The 16,658-nt window shown below is 54.7% G+C and carries 17 protein-coding genes; 1 reads left to right on the top strand and 16 read right to left on the bottom strand.

The window, feature by feature from the left end:
- From H6B15_RS06360 to H6B15_RS06285, 16 genes are all read right to left on the bottom strand, one after another.
- Window positions 1-261, bottom strand: a 261-nt coding sequence (locus tag H6B15_RS06360) for a hypothetical protein (RefSeq protein WP_204647148.1), incomplete at its 3' end; no start/stop codon positions are given.
- Window positions 262-284: 23 nt separating this feature from the next.
- The gene (locus H6B15_RS06355) at window positions 285-695 is read right to left on the bottom strand and encodes a hypothetical protein (protein ID WP_204647147.1); all 411 of its coding nucleotides are present in this window, start codon (window positions 693-695) and stop codon (window positions 285-287) included.
- A 437-nt stretch (window positions 696-1,132) separates the two neighbouring features.
- Complete coding sequence (locus H6B15_RS06350; protein ID WP_204647146.1) at window positions 1,133-1,918, bottom strand: inositol monophosphatase family protein; 786 nt, start codon at window positions 1,916-1,918, stop codon at window positions 1,133-1,135.
- A gap of 64 nt (window positions 1,919-1,982) precedes the next feature.
- The gene (locus H6B15_RS06345; protein ID WP_204647145.1) at window positions 1,983-3,503 is read right to left on the bottom strand and encodes a bifunctional metallophosphatase/5'-nucleotidase; all 1,521 of its coding nucleotides are present in this window, start codon (window positions 3,501-3,503) and stop codon (window positions 1,983-1,985) included.
- A 2-nt stretch (window positions 3,504-3,505) separates the two neighbouring features.
- Window positions 3,506-4,315, bottom strand: coding sequence for a phosphonate ABC transporter, permease protein PhnE (gene phnE / locus H6B15_RS06340; RefSeq protein WP_087182754.1), 810 nt, complete (start codon window positions 4,313-4,315; stop codon window positions 3,506-3,508).
- Between the two features lie 11 nt (window positions 4,316-4,326).
- The gene (gene phnE / locus H6B15_RS06335) at window positions 4,327-5,148 is read right to left on the bottom strand and encodes a phosphonate ABC transporter, permease protein PhnE (protein ID WP_204647144.1); all 822 of its coding nucleotides are present in this window, start codon (window positions 5,146-5,148) and stop codon (window positions 4,327-4,329) included.
- Window positions 5,145-5,897: a phosphonate ABC transporter ATP-binding protein gene (gene phnC / locus H6B15_RS06330; protein ID WP_087182756.1), complete on the bottom strand. Its 753-nt coding sequence runs from the start codon at window positions 5,895-5,897 to the stop codon at window positions 5,145-5,147. Before phnC ends, phnE (H6B15_RS06335) begins: the two co-directional genes overlap by 4 nt.
- Before the next feature lie 76 nt (window positions 5,898-5,973).
- Complete coding sequence (locus H6B15_RS06325; protein WP_204647143.1) at window positions 5,974-7,077, bottom strand: phosphate/phosphite/phosphonate ABC transporter substrate-binding protein; 1,104 nt, start codon at window positions 7,075-7,077, stop codon at window positions 5,974-5,976.
- Between the two features lie 97 nt (window positions 7,078-7,174).
- Window positions 7,175-8,152 carry a LacI family DNA-binding transcriptional regulator gene (locus tag H6B15_RS06320; RefSeq protein WP_204647142.1) on the bottom strand — a complete coding sequence of 326 codons (978 nt, stop codon included), beginning with the start codon at window positions 8,150-8,152 and terminating at the stop codon, window positions 7,175-7,177.
- Window positions 8,153-8,326: 174 nt separating this feature from the next.
- Window positions 8,327-10,018, bottom strand: coding sequence for a MobQ family relaxase (gene mobQ / locus H6B15_RS06315; RefSeq protein ID WP_204647141.1), 1,692 nt, complete (start codon window positions 10,016-10,018; stop codon window positions 8,327-8,329).
- 438 nt (window positions 10,019-10,456) lie between these two features.
- Window positions 10,457-10,663, bottom strand: coding sequence for a DUF3847 domain-containing protein (locus H6B15_RS06310; RefSeq protein WP_087235256.1), 207 nt, complete (start codon window positions 10,661-10,663; stop codon window positions 10,457-10,459).
- Between the two features lie 4 nt (window positions 10,664-10,667).
- Window positions 10,668-10,877: an LLM class flavin-dependent oxidoreductase gene (locus H6B15_RS06305; protein ID WP_430661831.1), complete on the bottom strand. Its 210-nt coding sequence runs from the start codon at window positions 10,875-10,877 to the stop codon at window positions 10,668-10,670.
- Window positions 10,878-11,383: 506 nt separating this feature from the next.
- Window positions 11,384-12,763, bottom strand: coding sequence for a DNA primase family protein (locus H6B15_RS06300; RefSeq protein ID WP_204647140.1), 1,380 nt, complete (start codon window positions 12,761-12,763; stop codon window positions 11,384-11,386).
- Window positions 12,741-13,238, bottom strand: a complete 498-nt coding sequence (locus H6B15_RS06295) for a CHC2 zinc finger domain-containing protein (RefSeq protein ID WP_430661830.1) — start codon at window positions 13,236-13,238, stop codon at window positions 12,741-12,743. The genes H6B15_RS06300 and H6B15_RS06295 overlap by 23 nt, the downstream gene beginning before the upstream one ends.
- 190 nt (window positions 13,239-13,428) lie before the next feature.
- Window positions 13,429-15,348, bottom strand: coding sequence for a DUF4368 domain-containing protein (locus tag H6B15_RS06290; RefSeq protein WP_204647138.1), 1,920 nt, complete (start codon window positions 15,346-15,348; stop codon window positions 13,429-13,431).
- Between the two features lies 1 nt (window position 15,349).
- Window positions 15,350-15,535, bottom strand: coding sequence for a transposon-encoded TnpW family protein (locus tag H6B15_RS06285; RefSeq protein WP_430661829.1), 186 nt, complete (start codon window positions 15,533-15,535; stop codon window positions 15,350-15,352).
- A gap of 280 nt (window positions 15,536-15,815) precedes the next feature.
- On the opposite strand from H6B15_RS06285, the gene H6B15_RS06280 reads away from it, so the two are divergent.
- On the top strand, window positions 15,816-16,652 hold the full coding sequence (locus H6B15_RS06280) for a sigma-70 family RNA polymerase sigma factor (protein ID WP_204647137.1): 837 nt from the start codon (window positions 15,816-15,818) through the stop codon (window positions 16,650-16,652).
- The last annotated feature ends 6 nt before the right edge of the window (window positions 16,653-16,658 follow it).

Below are 16,658 nucleotides of genomic sequence, written 5' to 3'. Positions count from 1 at the left end.
CTGAATCAGCAGTATGAATAAGACAAGGGCGATGATCACCGCCACCAGCCCCAAGCCGCCATAGACAATGACGGCTTGCATAAACCCTGTGATGCCGATGGCAAAGGCATCGGCGCTTGTAAACCATTCCACCACCGCGAGGATGGTGATCGGCAGAAAAAAGATGACGGCTAGGAACAAAATAAACCATTTTAACTCCGCCTTGCTTTTTTCGCCGCCGGGCGCTCTTTTGTCTGTTCGGTTCTCATTTATATTGTTCATTTTCTCTCTTGCTTTTATGAAAATCAGTGTTTCAAACGCTCCAGCGTCTCGCAAATCGCAAGCATCCCCTGTTTTTGATCTTTGATTTTGGCGGTGATGCTGTTGTTGACCAGCGACAATTTTATTTTGGTTTTCCCGCTTTTCGCTTTGATGATCCGCTGGGAAGGCAGTAGCCCTTTTTGTACTTTCAGTTCGTCAAACTGGTCAAACGGAATGCAGATTTTACCGTAAATATGCGAGATATCAAAAGTTTCCAACACTGCGATAACCAATGTTTTTTCTGTCACGCCAACATAACAGGATACATTACTTAAGGCCCCCAGAGCCAGCATTTCGGCTGTTCCGGACATCAGGGTTCCCCATGCTTTTCCCTGGTATGTTTCTCCTTCCGGACAGATACTATCTAACATTTCATTCATATCTTTCTCGTTCATAAATAAAGTCATAAAATTCACCTCGTCGTTTTGCCCTCTAGTTAGTAGATCTGGTTCCGGTTTAATTATAACACTTAGCTGGTTTTTCGGTGTGAATTCAAGGTAAAACACTCGTAAATGTTAGGCAGAAAAGCCCCAACGATTGCCAAATAATTACACCATATCATAGAAAGCACGTATTTAATGGAAACAAGTTTTTGAACAGCCGTGTCCCATACTTTGACGCGGATGAATATATAATAAAAGTGCCTCTCTTTTTCCCGGTGGCATTTCTGCCGGTACAAAGGAGAAGCACTTTACTTTATGTTTTCTAATTGTCGGTATGGTAGCTCTGAAGGAGCGTTAATGTAAGCCTGTTCCCTGAGGCCACAAAAAACTATAAGTCAGCAAACAAGGTCAATCCTTGAGCATTGCTAGACTAAATGTCCCCAAATCTTTTATAGCGGACTTTTCTCATTCATCAAGATGCGGCCTTTCAGTTCAATGGCATTGAGAGCGAGCACTGTGCTTTTCTGATTCAGGGGCAGCTCATTTCCATCCACTGTGAAAATCGCCCCTCCGGCCTCCTCTAGAATGATGCGCGCTGCATTGTGGTCCCAGGGAGAAGAGCGCATGGTCACGAATAAATCTGCCCGGCCAGCGGCCACCTCGCAAAGTTCCAAGGCCACGGAGCCGAGACACCGAACTCCCCGTACCTTCCGGGAGAGCCGGTTCATCCGCTCCTGATAGGGATGCGACTCCAGGAAGGTATATTGCAAACCCGGCGTTGTCAGCAGCAGCTCCGAAAGCTCCCGCCGGTCGGAGGTGTGGATCGGTGTCTGATCTTGCCATGCACCTCCACCGTGCCGGGCCCAGTACAGCGAATTCCGCTCTACGTCCAGTACCAAGCCAAACAATGGCTTGCTTCCGTTCCAGCATCCCACAGAGATGGCGTAGTTTTGATGCTGATTGATAAAATTCGTAGTCCCGTCGATGGGGTCAATATACCAAGTAATCGACTCGGCGCGATGCGTCTCCGGCGGATACTCTTCCCCCACAATAGCATCCTGGGGGAAAGCTGTCAGGATTTCATTTCGCAACAGTTGTTCGATCCTGCGGTCCCAACGGGTGACAAGGTCTTGATGGCTCGTTTTCTGGCAAATTTCCGTTTCTTCCAGATGACACTGCCGCAGAAGATTCCCTGCATTTTGAACAACTTTCACAGCAACATTGAATCTGTCCATCCTCCACCTTCTTTCCTCTGTTTGATTTATAAAATCACATTCCTTATGGCTTGTCAAGAAGGCTTCACCAAATCACCTGCATATCTACGTTATGCAACAGGGGCACCGGGCTGTGGGTCTGGATATAACGGGCGGTGAGATCCGGCATTTCTACGCCGCCCCGCCAGAGGACAGGACACTTCCTCAGCGCATCATAGCCGCCGGTGCCCGTGGCCCGGTAGTTGCTGGTACACAAGCGGAATTTCCCGTTTTCCAGAGGAGAACCGTCCAATTTTGTCAGTCGAACCACCCGGCTCCCCACAGGGCGGCGCAGATCGAAAGTATAAGCCAGACCTGCGTAAAAGTCGTAGTTGTAGTGCTCCACCTTGGGTAGCAGAAACTCTTCCGAAATCTGGGGTTGGCCATCAACCAACGTGAAGTAGGCGGCGCACCGTTCCAGAGTCTGCCGCAGCACCTCTTCCGTCACCTCCAGCACCACCAGGGTGTTGGCAAACAGGTAGGCTGCTGTTACACCCCGCATGGTCACTGGGGAGGCCAGCCCCACCGGGTCGTTTCCCAAGCTGGTGCAGGAGAAATCCGCCCCGGTCTCGGCCAACTGCACCTGGTTGAACAGGGCGGCCATCTGGCTGCCGTAGAGGGCGGCGTCCAGCTTCCCCTCCGGGGAAATCGGATAGGCCAACTCCCCGATGGGCTGGTCCAGCCAGACCTGCACCGCCTGTTCCAGGGGCAGTAAGCTCTGATAAGGCTCCGTGCCGTGCGTTGCACCCACTGGCGTCAGTTTGGAATGAAAACAGAAGTTTCTCCCGTCTTGCTGTCCAGTGATCCGGAGAAACTGCCTGGCGTTGGCGGGGGGCTGAACCGCATAGGTGCCGGACAACTCTACTCCTTCCACCGCCATGTGTTGGTGGCCTGTGAGGAGAAGGTCGAAGTCCAGTTCCCGAGCGATTTTACAGGCAATATTCTCTCCGCTGTCCGAGAGCACCCGCCCCGTTTCCAACTCTTCCTCAAAACCTCCGTGGTAGATACACACCCGAACGTCGCACTGGTCCCGAAGGGCGGAACAGGCCGTCCGGGCAGCTTGAAAGGTATCGGTGACCCGAAGTTGCTCCAAGTTCTGGGGCTGTTCCCATACGTTCACAAAATCGGTGACCACGCCGGTGATCCCCACCCGCAGGCCGTTGGCCAGGGTATGCACTGCCCAGGGGCGGATGGGCAGTTCGCCGCCCAGGTCCTCTACATTGGCGCATAGGCATACGCCGTCCATGGCCCGCAGATAATCCCGAAGGGCATCATAACCGAAGTTGAAGTCGTGGTTACCCAAGGTAAAGTAGTCCAGGCCCATCGCGTTGAAGGCCGCAGCTACCGGGTGGACAGGCCACCGGTCCCGGTTCTCCAGGTAATATTGGGTCAAAGGCGTCCCCTGCAAGGAATCTCCGCCGTCCAATACCAGGGTATTTCCGTCCTTTTCCATCTGGTCGGCCAGATTCAGCAGGCCGGATTTTTCCGGGCAGTTGGCGGCGTAGTTTACCGGGAAAATGTGGCCGTGGGTATCTGAGGTGTAATAGATTTGAACCGTTTTTTCCATGCTCACCCCCTGGCCAGCTTGACCCGGATTTTGGTGGAAATCCACTCCACGATCAACACCAGCACGATGAGACCTGCCAAGATAGCACCGGCCTCTTCCCAGCGGTAAGAGTTCATGGCAAAGATCAGCGGCGCACCGATACCGCCCGCTCCCACCAGGCCCAGCACGGTGGCGTCCCGCAGGTTGATGTCAAAGCGGTAGATGGCGGTGGAGGCGAAGTTGGGCATCAGCTGGGGCAGGATGCCGTAGCGGATCTTCTGCCAGGTCGTGCAGCCCGCCGCGTCCAGGGACTCCAATACACGAACATCCAAGTCCTCAATGGCTTCGATGTACATTTTGCTCACCATGCCTACCGAACACAGGGACATGGTCAGCAGGCCAGCGAAGGCACCGGGGCCTGTGACGCGAATGAACATGAGGCCATAGACGAAGGCGGGAACGGTGCGGACGGCCATAATGATGATACGTCCAACAAAGGCTACCGGCTTCGGAGTCAGGTTGGAGGCCGAAAGAAAGGCCAACGGAACAGAAATGATAGCACCCACAATCGTACCCAAAAATGCGATGCAGATGGTCTCCAACAACAGGTAAGGCACACCCTGGGTAGTGAAATTGAACAACAGGTCCGTATCCGGGTGGAAGATGCCCGCCAGGATATTCCAGGCAATCACCGCTCCATTTTGCGTGGTGCCCGCCGTCTCCACGGCAGAGCCGCTCCAGATCAGCAGAGCTACAACCACCACAGCCACGGCCAGCTCAAAGACCCAGCGGCGGGGCCGCTGTTCATAAGCCGCTTCGATTCGTTTGTTCATGGCAACTCCTCCTATACCAGCCGTTTCCGGGCGGCCCGGCTGATGGTTTCAATGATAAACACGGTGACGAACAACGCCAGCAGGATCATACCTACGCTGGCATACTCACGCCAACCAATCTTCTCGTTCAGGATCAGACCAAGGCCGCCTGCTCCCACATACCCCAAAATGGAGGCGTAGCGCACATTTCCCTCGAAGCAAAATAGGCAGTTAGACAGATAAGAGGGCAGCACCTGGGGCACGATGGCGCTGATGAAGGCGCGTACCTTGGTGGCCCCCATTGCCTCCATGGCTTCAAAAGGTCCCATATCTACCGTTTCGATTTCTTCATAGAGGATCTTGCCGATGTAAGCGAAGGTAAAGATGGCGATGGCTGTGGTGCCCGCCAGAGTACCCAGGCCGAAAATGTAGGTGGCGATCAGGGCGGAGACCAGGGTAGGCAAGGTGCGGATGATACTCAGGAGCAGCCGCATAGCTGCCACGACCACCCGGTTGTGAATGATATTGGTAGAGGCCAGCATGGCGAAGGGCACCACCAGGATGGAGCCAATGAAGGAACCCAGCAGGGACATTTTGATGGTGTCGAACAGGGGCTGCCAAATCTGGGGCATATAGTCCCACTGTGGTGGAATCATGTCGCCCAGAATGACAAAAAACTCCTTAATCCGACTGACCAGGACCCCCAGGTCAAAACCGGTGACCTTCACCGAAAGAATCGTCATGGCTACCAAAATCACCGCTGCCAGCGGAGCACGAGATCTGGGTTTGGAAACCTGTTTTCCGTTGGGTAGGGTGAGCAATTTGTGTGGGAAGATTTTGTCGTATATACTCATGCCGGTTCCTCCTGCTTTCCCTGATAGATGGAGTCCAGCACCGCCTGATCCACCTGATTGGCCGGGCCATCGTAAACGATCTCCCCGGCTCGGATACCAATTACCCGGGTGGCGTACTGGAGAGCCAACTCCACATGGTGGATGTTAATGAGTACCGTAATGTGCATATCCCGGTTGATTCGCTGAAAATCGTCCATCACCTGTTTGGCAGTCACCGGGTCCAGAGAGGCCACCGGCTCATCCGCCAGGATAATCTGAGGATTCTGGGCCAGGGTCCGAGCCAGGGCCACACGCTGCTGTTGACCACCGGAGAGCTGATCCGCCCGGACAAAGGCTTTGTCCAGAATTCCCATCTGATCCAGGGCTTCCAGCGCCTTCATCTTTTCCTCCTTCGTGAAGATGCCAAAAGTTGCCCGCCACCAGGGCAGATCAGGGACAAAGGCGGTGAGCACATTCTTGATAACAGTGGTGCGGGTAATCAGGTTGAAGGACTGGAAAATCATGCCGATACGGCGACGAAATTTCCGCAAGTTTTTTCCATGCAGGGTCATCACATCGGTGCCGTCCACCGTCAGCTGGCCCTGGGTAATGTCGTGCATCCGATTGATGGTACGGATCAGGGTGGACTTGCCTGCACCGGAAAGGCCGATGATGGCTACAAACTCCCCTTGATCAATGGTCAGGTTGATGTGCTTCAGGGCCTCGAATCCATTCGGATAACGCTTTTCTACTTCTTTGAATTCTATCATGATACTCTCCCTATCCCAAACGAGGGAGGAAAGCCTCGGCCTCCCTCCCTCATTTGTGGTTCATGTTTGATTGAGTTTAACCCGCGCTGTTCAGAGACTGGATCATCTCCTGAGCGGCCCGCTCAGAGTCGTAGTCCTCGGACTTCGCCCACTGATAGCCGTTGTGGCTGTAGATAGCGATGACCTCTTTGCCTTCCTCGGTGTTGCCGATGTTGATGAAAGCCTGGCCCAAAGCCTGCTTGAAATCATCGTCCATGATGGGCGAGGTCTTGCTGACGCTGATGGTGTCATTGTAAATAGCGGGAGTGACGCCAACCACAGCGGTGTCATCCCAGATGCTGTTGGTCATGCCGTACTCGGTTGTCCACTCATCCTCATAGTCCCGGCGGGCGTCGGCATAGGTGCAGAGGATGTCCACCTGACCGGAGGCCAAACGGGCGAAGGCACTGCCGTAGGAGTCAGACTGCACCGCGTGGGGCAGGTCGGTGATATTCTTGTCGAAGTTCTCCTGGAGCCACAGAGAAGGATAGATGTATCCGGCAGGAGAGGAGGAATTGGCCACACTCCAATTGGCACTGCTCACGTCCTCCCAGGTGAGGGCCTCGCCAGCGTTGACCTTGGCGGCCAGCTCCTTGCCCTTTTCAGAGGGGCCGGCGATCATCAAGGCGCGGTAGCTGGTGACTTGCTCAGTGGTAGGCTCGGTGGGGGCGTTGTCGTTCCAGTCCTTGGCATTGTCAGAGTCGATGGACAGGCCGTCCCGGGTAGCGGTCAGCAGCACGTCGCAGCCGTCATCGTAGAGCACATAGGTGCCGCCGGGGATCAGGCCAACGTCGGCGGTACCGGCGGCCAGAGCCTCGCCTACCGCCTCATAGCTGGTGCCCACGGTGATGTCCACCTCACCCACATCGTACCCCAACGTCGCCAGTTCATCGGTGAGCATCTGCTTCAGGGGTTCGGTAGCGGTGATGATTTCCTCCGGTTCGCGGGACGGGACAAAAGCGATCCGCAAGGTATCAATCTTTTTGTTGCTGGTTTCAGAAGTCGCTGTGGTACTTGTGCTGCTGTCTGTGGAACTTGTGCTGCTGGTGCTGCTCTGGGACTCGCTGTTTTGGCCGCCGCAGCCAGCCAACAGGCCAACACACATCACACCAGCCAGCAGGAGAGAAAATGCTTTTTTCATTCTGTGATCCTCCTTGTTGTTTCTGTAAACGTTTCTGGGGTTACTATTAAATTTATCTGTTATAGAGGGAATGCCCTCTGATAACCGCTTTAGTGATTCAGGCTGTGTCGCCAATCTTCAGGTGGGTGGGCACCGTGACGGTCACTGCCTGGGAACGACGCTGACTGATCCGGCCAAAAAGCAGTTCCAGGGCGTTTTCCCACACATAGTCCGGAAACATCTCCAGGCAGGTGCCGGTGGGCCACTTGCTCTCCAAGGTCTGAATATCCTGATAGATGATGACCGCCACATCTTTCGGCACACGGACGCCCAGTTCCCGGAATGCCTCTAAAGCGCCTTCAGCCACCTCATCACTGCCCAACAGAACTGCTTCCGCCAAGGTATGCTCTTCCACGGCCTTCTTGGCCAGCGCATAGCCACTTTCTCGACTGATTTCCCCCACATGGAAGGTTCGTGGATCGTACTGGCCGCGCTTCTCCAAGATGCGCCGGATGGCGGCCAGACGGTGGGTGCCGATGCGGCCATTGGCCCCGTCGTAAATACCGCCGATATACCCCAGCCCGGTGTACCGTTTCTGATCCAGCAGGTAGGACACCATCTGCTCCTGGCCTCGGTCGAAGTCCACCTGCACCTGGTCGAACTCGTAGTTGTGCTGGTTGGAGTTCACAAAGACGATGGCGAAGGACAGGGAGCGTAGAAAGTCGATTTCCTTCTCGCTGAACACCCCCAGGGCAATAATACCATCCACCTGTTGAGGCTCACCGAAAGTCAATCGCACAAAGGTTACCTCGTACCGGTCGGTCATCATCTGTACCAGACAGGACAGGGACGAGAGGCGTACATTGTGCCGGTCTGGGCGGATGATCCGCCAGTCCGCCACCCCGATGACCAGGTGCGTTTTATGCTCTGCCGCCTTTCTCTGGCGAGGAGATACATAGCCCAGGACGTGGGCCGCCTGAAAAATCCGGGCCCGCACCTCCGGTGAGACAGAGATGTTGTCGTCCTTGTTCAAAACCCGTGAGACCGCCGCAGTCGAGACCTGAGCGGCTTGGGCCACATCCTTGATTGTCGCCATGAGGCTCCTCCTTTCGTATCGTTTCAAGCTCATTATATAGCGCCTTCTGTCGAAGTCAATACGCTTTACTAAAATTTTACTAAATAATGAACCGGTTATAACATGGAGTAGTCCTGCAATGCATCGTAAGGGCAAACGGCGGCACGACCAACATGGGCCGTGCCGCCTTTCGCGTTACCATTCCTGCTCCTGCTTCCGTTTGCGGGTAGGCAGCGACATGGATTTGTGCCTTTGCTTTGCCACTTGGATGGCGGCGTATTCCTCTGCCGTATCGTTGGTCAAGCGCGTCTGTGCCTGTTTAGCGTCCATCCACCGCAGCGGCGAATATTTTTCGCCAAATACCTGCTCCAACTTTTCATTGGCGGCTGCTTCATACCCAGATCGGATGGCCTGCCGGGCCTCATACAGTTCCACCGGGTCAAGGTCGGTGGCCTGCGATTTCACCTCGGCGTATTCATGCAGTGCGGCATCCAGTTCGGCGGAATATTTCTGCTCCTGCTCGTCCAATTTTTGCAGGTTGGATTCCAGCACGGCGATGTCTTTGCGGAAGGTCTCGGCCCCAGCATCCTCAGCATACTCAAATTGCTGCAACAACAGCGCCTTTTCAGAGCGCAGTTCCTCCAGATCCTCGGTCAGCTCCGCAATCTTAGCGCCCAACTCTTTGTGCTTGAACACCTGCCACGCAGGCAGGGATTCTTTCTCGGCTTTCACTGTTTTGCGCTCTCTGCCTTTCTCCTTGATCTGCTGCGCCAAATTGATGAACCGTGTCAGCTGGGGCTTGTACACAGTAAGGGCTTTCTGACAGTTGGCACGGCCTGCACGGATATGAGATAGCTGGTAACAGAAAATTAAAATCCTGCTGCGTAATTTTTCCAGACGCTCCGCTACGGCGGGCACGGTGTGGACAACCAAAGCGGCCAGCTTTTTGACCTCCGCTTTCAGTTCCCGCAGCAGGGCATTGTCGGCCTTGATCTGCCGGTTCAGTTCGCAGCGATCGGAGACGATGCCGCGCCGCTCCAACGCCTGGGCTGCCACGCCCTCGTGAATCGTGGGCCGTTCCTCCAGTCCACGCTCGGCATGGCTGCGGTGGTCGATGCGGCTGTCGTGACCAGCCAACTCCAGACAGCGGTTCGCTGCCGTGGCCCACGCCTCGCGCCAGACGAGCAGTTGTTCTTCGCTGTTCCACCGCGCAGAGATGGGATTCTGCCTGCCGTACCGGGTGCTTTTGGGGTGTTTGTCCGCACGAACATAGCCATGCGCCTGGGCTGCGGAAGGAGCCATGTACACTTTCTTTTTGCCGACTTTGTAGGAATACTGCTTCTCCCAGCCCTCGGCCTGTGCAGCCTTGAACTCAGAGGTAGTGAAGCCCCGTTCTTCGCCGTCCTTGACGCAGAGATATTCTTTCTCAGTCTTGTACTGCCAGGTGCCGTTTTCATTGAGCGGACGCACCGTCAGCAGGATGTGGGCGTGGGGATTGTGGCCGTCGGTGTCGTGGATGTCAACGTCGGCGCACATTCCTTCATCTACGAACTGCTCCCGGATAAATTCTTGCAGAAGTTCGATCTGCTGCTGGCGTGACAGCTCGATGGGCAGCGCGGCGACAAATTCCCGCGCAAGGCGGCTGTCCTTGGTTTTCTCCGCTTCCTCCACGGCGTTCCAGAGTTTTTCCCTGTCCTGCCATTCCGGGGGAGCCATTGGCGGCAGGAACACCGCCTGCCAGGCAAGGCCCTGTTTTCGGGTGTAGTCATGCTGCACCCCGTCGTAATTGTTGAGCATCCGGGAACAGCTCAGATAGGCCGAAGCGGCCACAGCAGAGCGGCCCGCGCCCCGGCTGACCATTTTGGCCTCCAAATGATAAATTGCCATTGTCTACCGTCCTTTCCGAAGGGCTACTGTGAAACGCAGCAGCCCTTCTTCCGTACTCAATTACAACAGGTACGTCGTGAAATGCGACGTACCGCCAGCAGGGGTGGAACAAATCGTTCCTCCCCTGTATCTGTGTCAAGCTGCCGGTGGCAGGTTGACGCAGGCAGGCGGCGGGATGAGGTGGCAATATACCACCCCATGAACAGGGGATTCCAAAGTGGAAACCCCTGCGCCGACTGCATGGGCAAGGCTGGCAGTTTGGCAGAAATGCAGCCTTGTCCAGCGGCTCCCGCAGGAGCCGCAATCCCCCTCGGAGAGCGCACGTGCCCGGCCAACGGGAGGGCTGCCACCGCCTGCTTTAGCAGGTGGTGAGTAAGTGCGCCCTTCGGGATAAAAAAGAGGAAGGCCCCCGGTTTCCCGGAGACCTCCCAGCCGTTTTCAATCGTATCCTGCCAGTTTTCGCCGCAGGTATTCTTCCAGATTGTCAAGCCCTACCGCCTGTACTTCCGGCAGCACTTTTTCCAGCACTGCGCCCTCCTGAATGAGCCGCCTTGTCCGGGCTTTTCGCTCCTTCACCCGATCCCGTGCCTGGGCTTCCTCCAAGCGGTGCTTTGCCTGCAACAGTTTCTTTTCTTCACTTGTCATAGATTTACCTCCGTTTCTGCCAGATCAGGTCATAGCCCAGCACATCAGCCAGCTCCACAACCTCCTTGTAGCGGATAGATTCCCGCTGGAGCTTGGCCGACAGGTTGGAAACGCTGTCCGACCAGCCGTATTCCTCATGGAGCCGGTCAACTACCTCCTGCATGGTGTATCCCGCCCGGACGATCTGTGCCTTAATCTCGTTGCGTACCGTCATCATAAAAAATCCTCCTAAATTTACTTGATAAAAAAGCGAAGCCGGTATGCCCTCTGGCACAACCGCTTCGCTGTGTCGTGAAAAATTCTCTCGTCAACAAATCCGTCCAGAATTGCCGGTGTGATGTCCTGTCCACAGGTCGCACCTTCCGACTTTTCTGTTTCGTGTGATTTGGCTTGAAACCGTGCAATTTCCCATGGTTCCATGCACCCGGTTCACCGGGGTGAGAAGCACTGTTTCGCAAAATGATTTCTTCCAACCGTCAAATACTTTTCGATTCCCACTTGCCTTGATTTAGCATGGGGATTTGATCGGTGATTCTGACTGGTATAGCCGTCGAATTGCTATAAAAGGGAGAACAACGGTCAATCAAAGCGTACGTACATACAGCGTCCTCACAAACTCCACATCCTTCGCTTCCGGCTAAAGCCGAAAGCTCACTCGTTCCGCTGCTCGTCCTTTCCCCAACGGAACCGCTTTACAGGGTTCCGCTGGGGGCCCCAGTATTAACGCCGCCATTCCTCCGGCACATCTTCCGGTACGTACGTACGCATCGAATCACCGGAAAACACTGATATATGATTTCTCACTAATACCTCAATTCCCAGAAATCCACGCACCCGCCGTCCGGCTGCGTTGGTCACATTGTTGCAGTATTCCAGATTGTAGCGGCTCTGGCAGGCGATCAGGGCTTCGCTGAAGCTGCGTGGCTTCAGGGCAGGCAGGTTGTTTTCGGTGCAGTAAATCTGATATGCTTCATACAACTCTTTGGAGCTGGCGGACAGATCGGCTTTCCGGCGAACATACCCGTCAGAATCCAGAAAATCATAGACATTGTTGTTGTCCCGTTTGACTGCTTCCCGGTTCCCTCTGGTGCGCTCACTTTCGGTGAACTTGAAGTTGTTTGCGGCCAGCCGCTGCAATCCCTCAAAAGCCCACAGCAGAATACCCTCCACCTCGGCTTTCATCTTCTCGGCAAGGTCAGGATCATCCACACGGCCAGCCGGTTTTTCTTTCGTGGTCAGCACCAGCTGGCGGCGATAAAATCCGTCGCTCCGGTCAAACAGCGCCTGCAAATCTCCGTTGGAGAAGGCCAGCAGCCGGGCGCACATCCATCCCTGATAGCTCTGCTTGCCCTTGCGCTCCAAATCCATCTTGCCCTGGGCAGTGACGATGGATTTCACATAGTTGGTCTGGCGCAGGGCCTCCATTCGCATATCGTCATCCACGCACAGGAGGATATGTTCCAAATCGGCACGGGCAAACCGGTTCTCGGATATTTTCCCGATGCTGCCATCCTTCATGTTGGAACCGAACAAAGTTCCCAGCACAGCGCCGATCTGCGACTTTCCTTCGCCGCCGCTGCCCTTAATGACCATCATCCGCTGCCCCTTGTTGCTGGGAATCAGGCAGTAGCCGATATATTCCTGCAAGGTGGGGATGTCCTCCGGGTAGAGCAGACCATCCAGAAATTGCAGCCAGAGAACAGGTTTTGGGGCGTTGGGCTTGTAGGACACGGGGAAACGGTTGCGGACGATTTTCGGCTTTCCTTTCGCAAAAGTTCCGTCCAGAAAAAGCGTGCCGTTGGAAAGATGAATCCGATCCAGCTCCGGGGGAAAATCCTCCACCAGCGCCGCCAGTTTCATCAGCTCCACAATGTTGCTGATTTTGCGGGGAATGTTGCTGACCGCACAGCATTTCAGCTCCTCAAAAATTTCTCCCCGCAGGGGTAGTTCGTCTGTCACACGGCCTTCGGGCGTGAAAAAAGCCCCGTTTGTGAAGATGATCTTGTGCGTCTGCAAGAACTCCTCACAAAACAGGGCTTCGTTGATGCTTTTGCCATCGAACCAGACGGGCATCCCGTCAAGCTGCGTTTTGTTTTTCATAGGCATCGTCCTCCTTTTTCAGTCTGTCCAGCCGTTCCTCCAAACCGGCAATCAGGCCATCCTTGTTCAGCATTTCCACGATTTTCACCCGATGTTCCAGTTCGGCGGCAATGAGCAAATCCGCCAGATACTCCACATAGTCCAGCATCTGGCAGGCTTCCACAAACCGGTCATCCAGAACATCTTCCGGTGTCTTGGGTGCGTACTGCACCTTCCAGCTTTCCAGAAGATGCAGATAATCACACAGCACCTGCAGACAGCGCACTTCTTCCTGCCGGTATGCTTTCAGCAGAGGACGCTCCGGTTTTGGTAAGGCGATTTCCGCCGGGGGCTTGTCCGGGTCAATCCCGAAATCCTGTGCCAGTTTCTGCGCTGCTTCGTAACTGTTCAGGCCAAACAGCCTTGCCACAAAGTCAATCACATCGCCGGTGGCTCCACAACCGAAACAGTAAAAATACCGTTCGTTCAGCTTCATGCTGGGGTGTTGGTCCTCATGGAACGGACAACTGCACATCCCATTTCGGTTGACTTGCAGCCCATAGTGTTTCGCTGCATCCGGCACACAAATATTCTGTTTTACCAGTTCAAAGAGTGTCATGAAAATCCCTCCGTTTCAGGGCATAAAAAAAGCGGCCTGCCCGGTTTGTTGGGGCAGGCCGCAGTCTTTATGCAGTTTGTGATGTTTCCGTTTCTTTGGCTTTCCGCTTTTCCTGCCGGTAGAACTTCTCCCGGCAGGCGGGTTTGCAAAATTTAGCGTTAGGGCGGACAGACTGGAACGGCTCTCCGCAGCACTGGCATACCAGCTGGTACGGTTCACCCGGAACGATCAGCCCCTCAGCAATCTTCTGTTTGCGCTCCTTCTGGCGCAGATACTTTTCATGGTCACGGATGCGCTTCTGGCGGCGCTTTTCCTCCGCAGCCAGTTCTTCCTCGGTGGGTTCGGGCATGGGCACTTCAAACTTCCCGATGAAATTCAGATAAATCTCAATTTCCTGCACCCGCTCCCCGGTGCTTCTGTCCGGGGCATGAACCAGAATTTTCTCCACAAATTCATGGATCATAGGGGCGGTCAGCTCGGTGAAATCCGTATATTTCTGTGCCAGCGCCAGAAAGTGGCTGGCACGGTCGGTATCCTCGTGAAATTGGTCCAACTGTGCCTGCTCGGATGCAAGCAGCTGTTCCAGCTCGGCCTGTTCCTTCTCATATTCAGCACACAGCAGCTCGAACCGTTTTTCCTCCAACTTGCCCATGGCATAGGTTTCGTATAGCTTTTTAATCAGCACATCCAGCTCGGCGCTGCGCTTGCGCTCCTTGGCGACCTTGCGTTTCAGCTCCTTGGCCGCTTCCTGCTGGCGAACCTGTGAAATGCTGCGAACTTTCTGAATAAACTCTTCCTTGTTCTGGATGGCATAGCTGGCGGTAGTGCGGATGGTTTCCAGAATCAGAGCGTTCAGGGCTTTGGTGCTAACGGTGTGGGAAAAACACATCTGGGTTTCCCGCTCAAAGGTCAGGGTGTAGGTGGAGCAGTTATAAAAGTCGGTTCCATACTCCCGCCCGTCCTTTTTGCGTTTGCCCCGGTGGTTATACATCTTGGCTCCGCAGTCGGCACAGAACACAAGGCCGGTCAGGGGATTGGCAACGCCGGTGGTATCTGTCCGGCGCACCGTCCGTTTCACCTGCTGGGCGAGCTGCCAGGTTTCCGGGTCAACGATGGCCTCGTGGGTGTTCTCAAAAATCAGCCAGTCGGACGGGTCATTTTTTACCCGCTTATCCCGGCAGGACTTTTTGGAGGAACGGAAATTCACGGTGTGCCCCATATACTCCGGCTTGGTCAGCATAGAACTGACCGTGAAGCCGTACCAGTCATAGGGGCGGCTGGTGTCCACGGTGTTCTTACGGCTGCCTCTGCTGTTGCGAGCCAGATAATAGGCGGGGCACTCCACCTTTTCCTGTGTGAGTATCTTGGCAATCTCATGGGGGCCGTGCCCCTCCACCGCAAGCCGGAAGATCCGCCGCACCACGGCGGCGGCTTCCTCGTCCACCAGCCAGTGGTCCTTGTCCTCTGGGTCTTTTTTGTAGCCATAGATGGCGTTGTTGGTGGTTGGCTTGCCCGCCTTGCCTTTGACACGGTATGCTGCCGAAACCTTTTTGGACTGGTCACGCAGATACCATTCGTTCATGATATTGAGAAAGGGCGCAAACTCGCCGCTGTCCTGTTCCTCGCTATCAATATTATTGGCGACAGCAACAAAATGAACCCCATTCTGCCGGAACATTACCTCGGTATAAAAGCCGGTTTGCAGGTAGTTTCTGCCGATCCGACTTAGGTCCTTACACAGCAGATGGGCTACCTTTCCCGCCTCGATGTCCGCCACAAGGCGCTTCCATGCGGGACGGTCAAAGTTGCCGCCGGACCACCCATCGTCTGTGTAGTGGACGATATTGGTGTAGCCCCGCTGTACTGCATAGCTTTCGAGATAACGTTTCTGGTTCAGAATGGAGTTCGAGTCGCCCATGAGGTCATCGTCACGGGACAGGCGCTCATAGAGCGCAGTGATTTTTTCTTCCGTCTGTCTGTTTGCCATATCAGGCGCTCCTTTCAGACGGACGGCTCATTTGTGGCAGTTCCATTATACCACATTCCGGCTGGTTTGCCAGCCCGTCATTGCGGATCAGCCGCAGAATTTTATCTTCCATCGTTTCCTCGGCGGTTTCGCTGAGGTAGACACGAACTTTATAGGTGGTCTTGCCAATGTGCCGGGTCAGAAACACGGCGTTTTTATCTGCTATAGAACCTCTCTTTCTTGCGCTTTCGGCGCATCCGGTGTATACTGTTGTTATAGTTCCGTTGTTTGTAACCTGCGATTGTGTTACTCATTTTTTGTGTCAAGCCTGAACATGGCGAAAGCCCCCTTTCTCCTGCGTGAACGAGCGAATGTAACCCAAGTAACTTGTTATTGGATTACTCTTTCACTGATAGGAGAAATCCGGGGTGCAAAACGGAACCATTTTTGAAAAATCGTAAAATATTTTTTTGAAAAGAGGTGGGGTCATGGCGTATCTGTCTGATGACGGGCTTCTGGATACCGAGGGTGGCTTCACCGGATGGGACGCTGGGGCGGAAGAAACGCTGGAACAGGCGCTTGCGGAAGAACGTCTGGCCGAGCTGGAAAGTGAGCTGGAGCAGGACGAGCATCCCATCAACTATGAAGCGGAGCTGGAGGACGAGGAAGAAGAAGCCGCCCCGGTCAGTGATAAACGGCTCAAACGGGAGATGCGGGCTGAGGCCATACGGCGGCTGGAGGAAGCGGCCCGCACCGAAAAGGATTTCCGGGCCGTGGTGGAGGAATGGAACAAGCTGGACCGGAACCGGGAGCGCCGGGAACGAGACCACGAAAACCTTCGTGGGGATGTGCCGCTGGAATATCAGGCGGTGCCGGAACCGAAGCTCATTCCCCGCTGGATGAACAATCCCGCATACCGGCAGCTGATGGCCGGAAACTTTCTGGACATCCTGTTTGACTGCCCCTATGAGATGCACAACCTGACCGCCGATGCCTTTGTTTCCCGCATGGTGGAGGAACTGAGCGAGGAACACAAGGAAGTTCTATATTTTCTCTCTTTGCGGCTGTACAGCACCACCCGGCTTGCCGCTGTGCGTGGGCAGTCTGACCGCAACATCCGCAAGCTGCGGAAAACCATCCACAAGAAATTGCAGCGCCAGATGTATGACCATATGTGCGGCAAACAGGAGCATGGCGGCAGCTTGACCTTGCGGGAACGCCAGTTTTTGGAGGAATACTCGAAAATCGCAAGGAAACAGGGCAAGGATGCCGTGATCCGGCGGGAGAACAAGTCCAAGCGCAGAAAAAAGAAAAACCGCCCCTGATAATTG

This window comes from Gemmiger formicilis, from assembly GCF_016900095.1.
Classification (GTDB): Bacteria; Bacillota; Clostridia; order Oscillospirales; family Ruminococcaceae; genus Gemmiger; species Gemmiger formicilis_A.
This window is presented reverse-complemented; position numbering and strand designations above follow the sequence as displayed.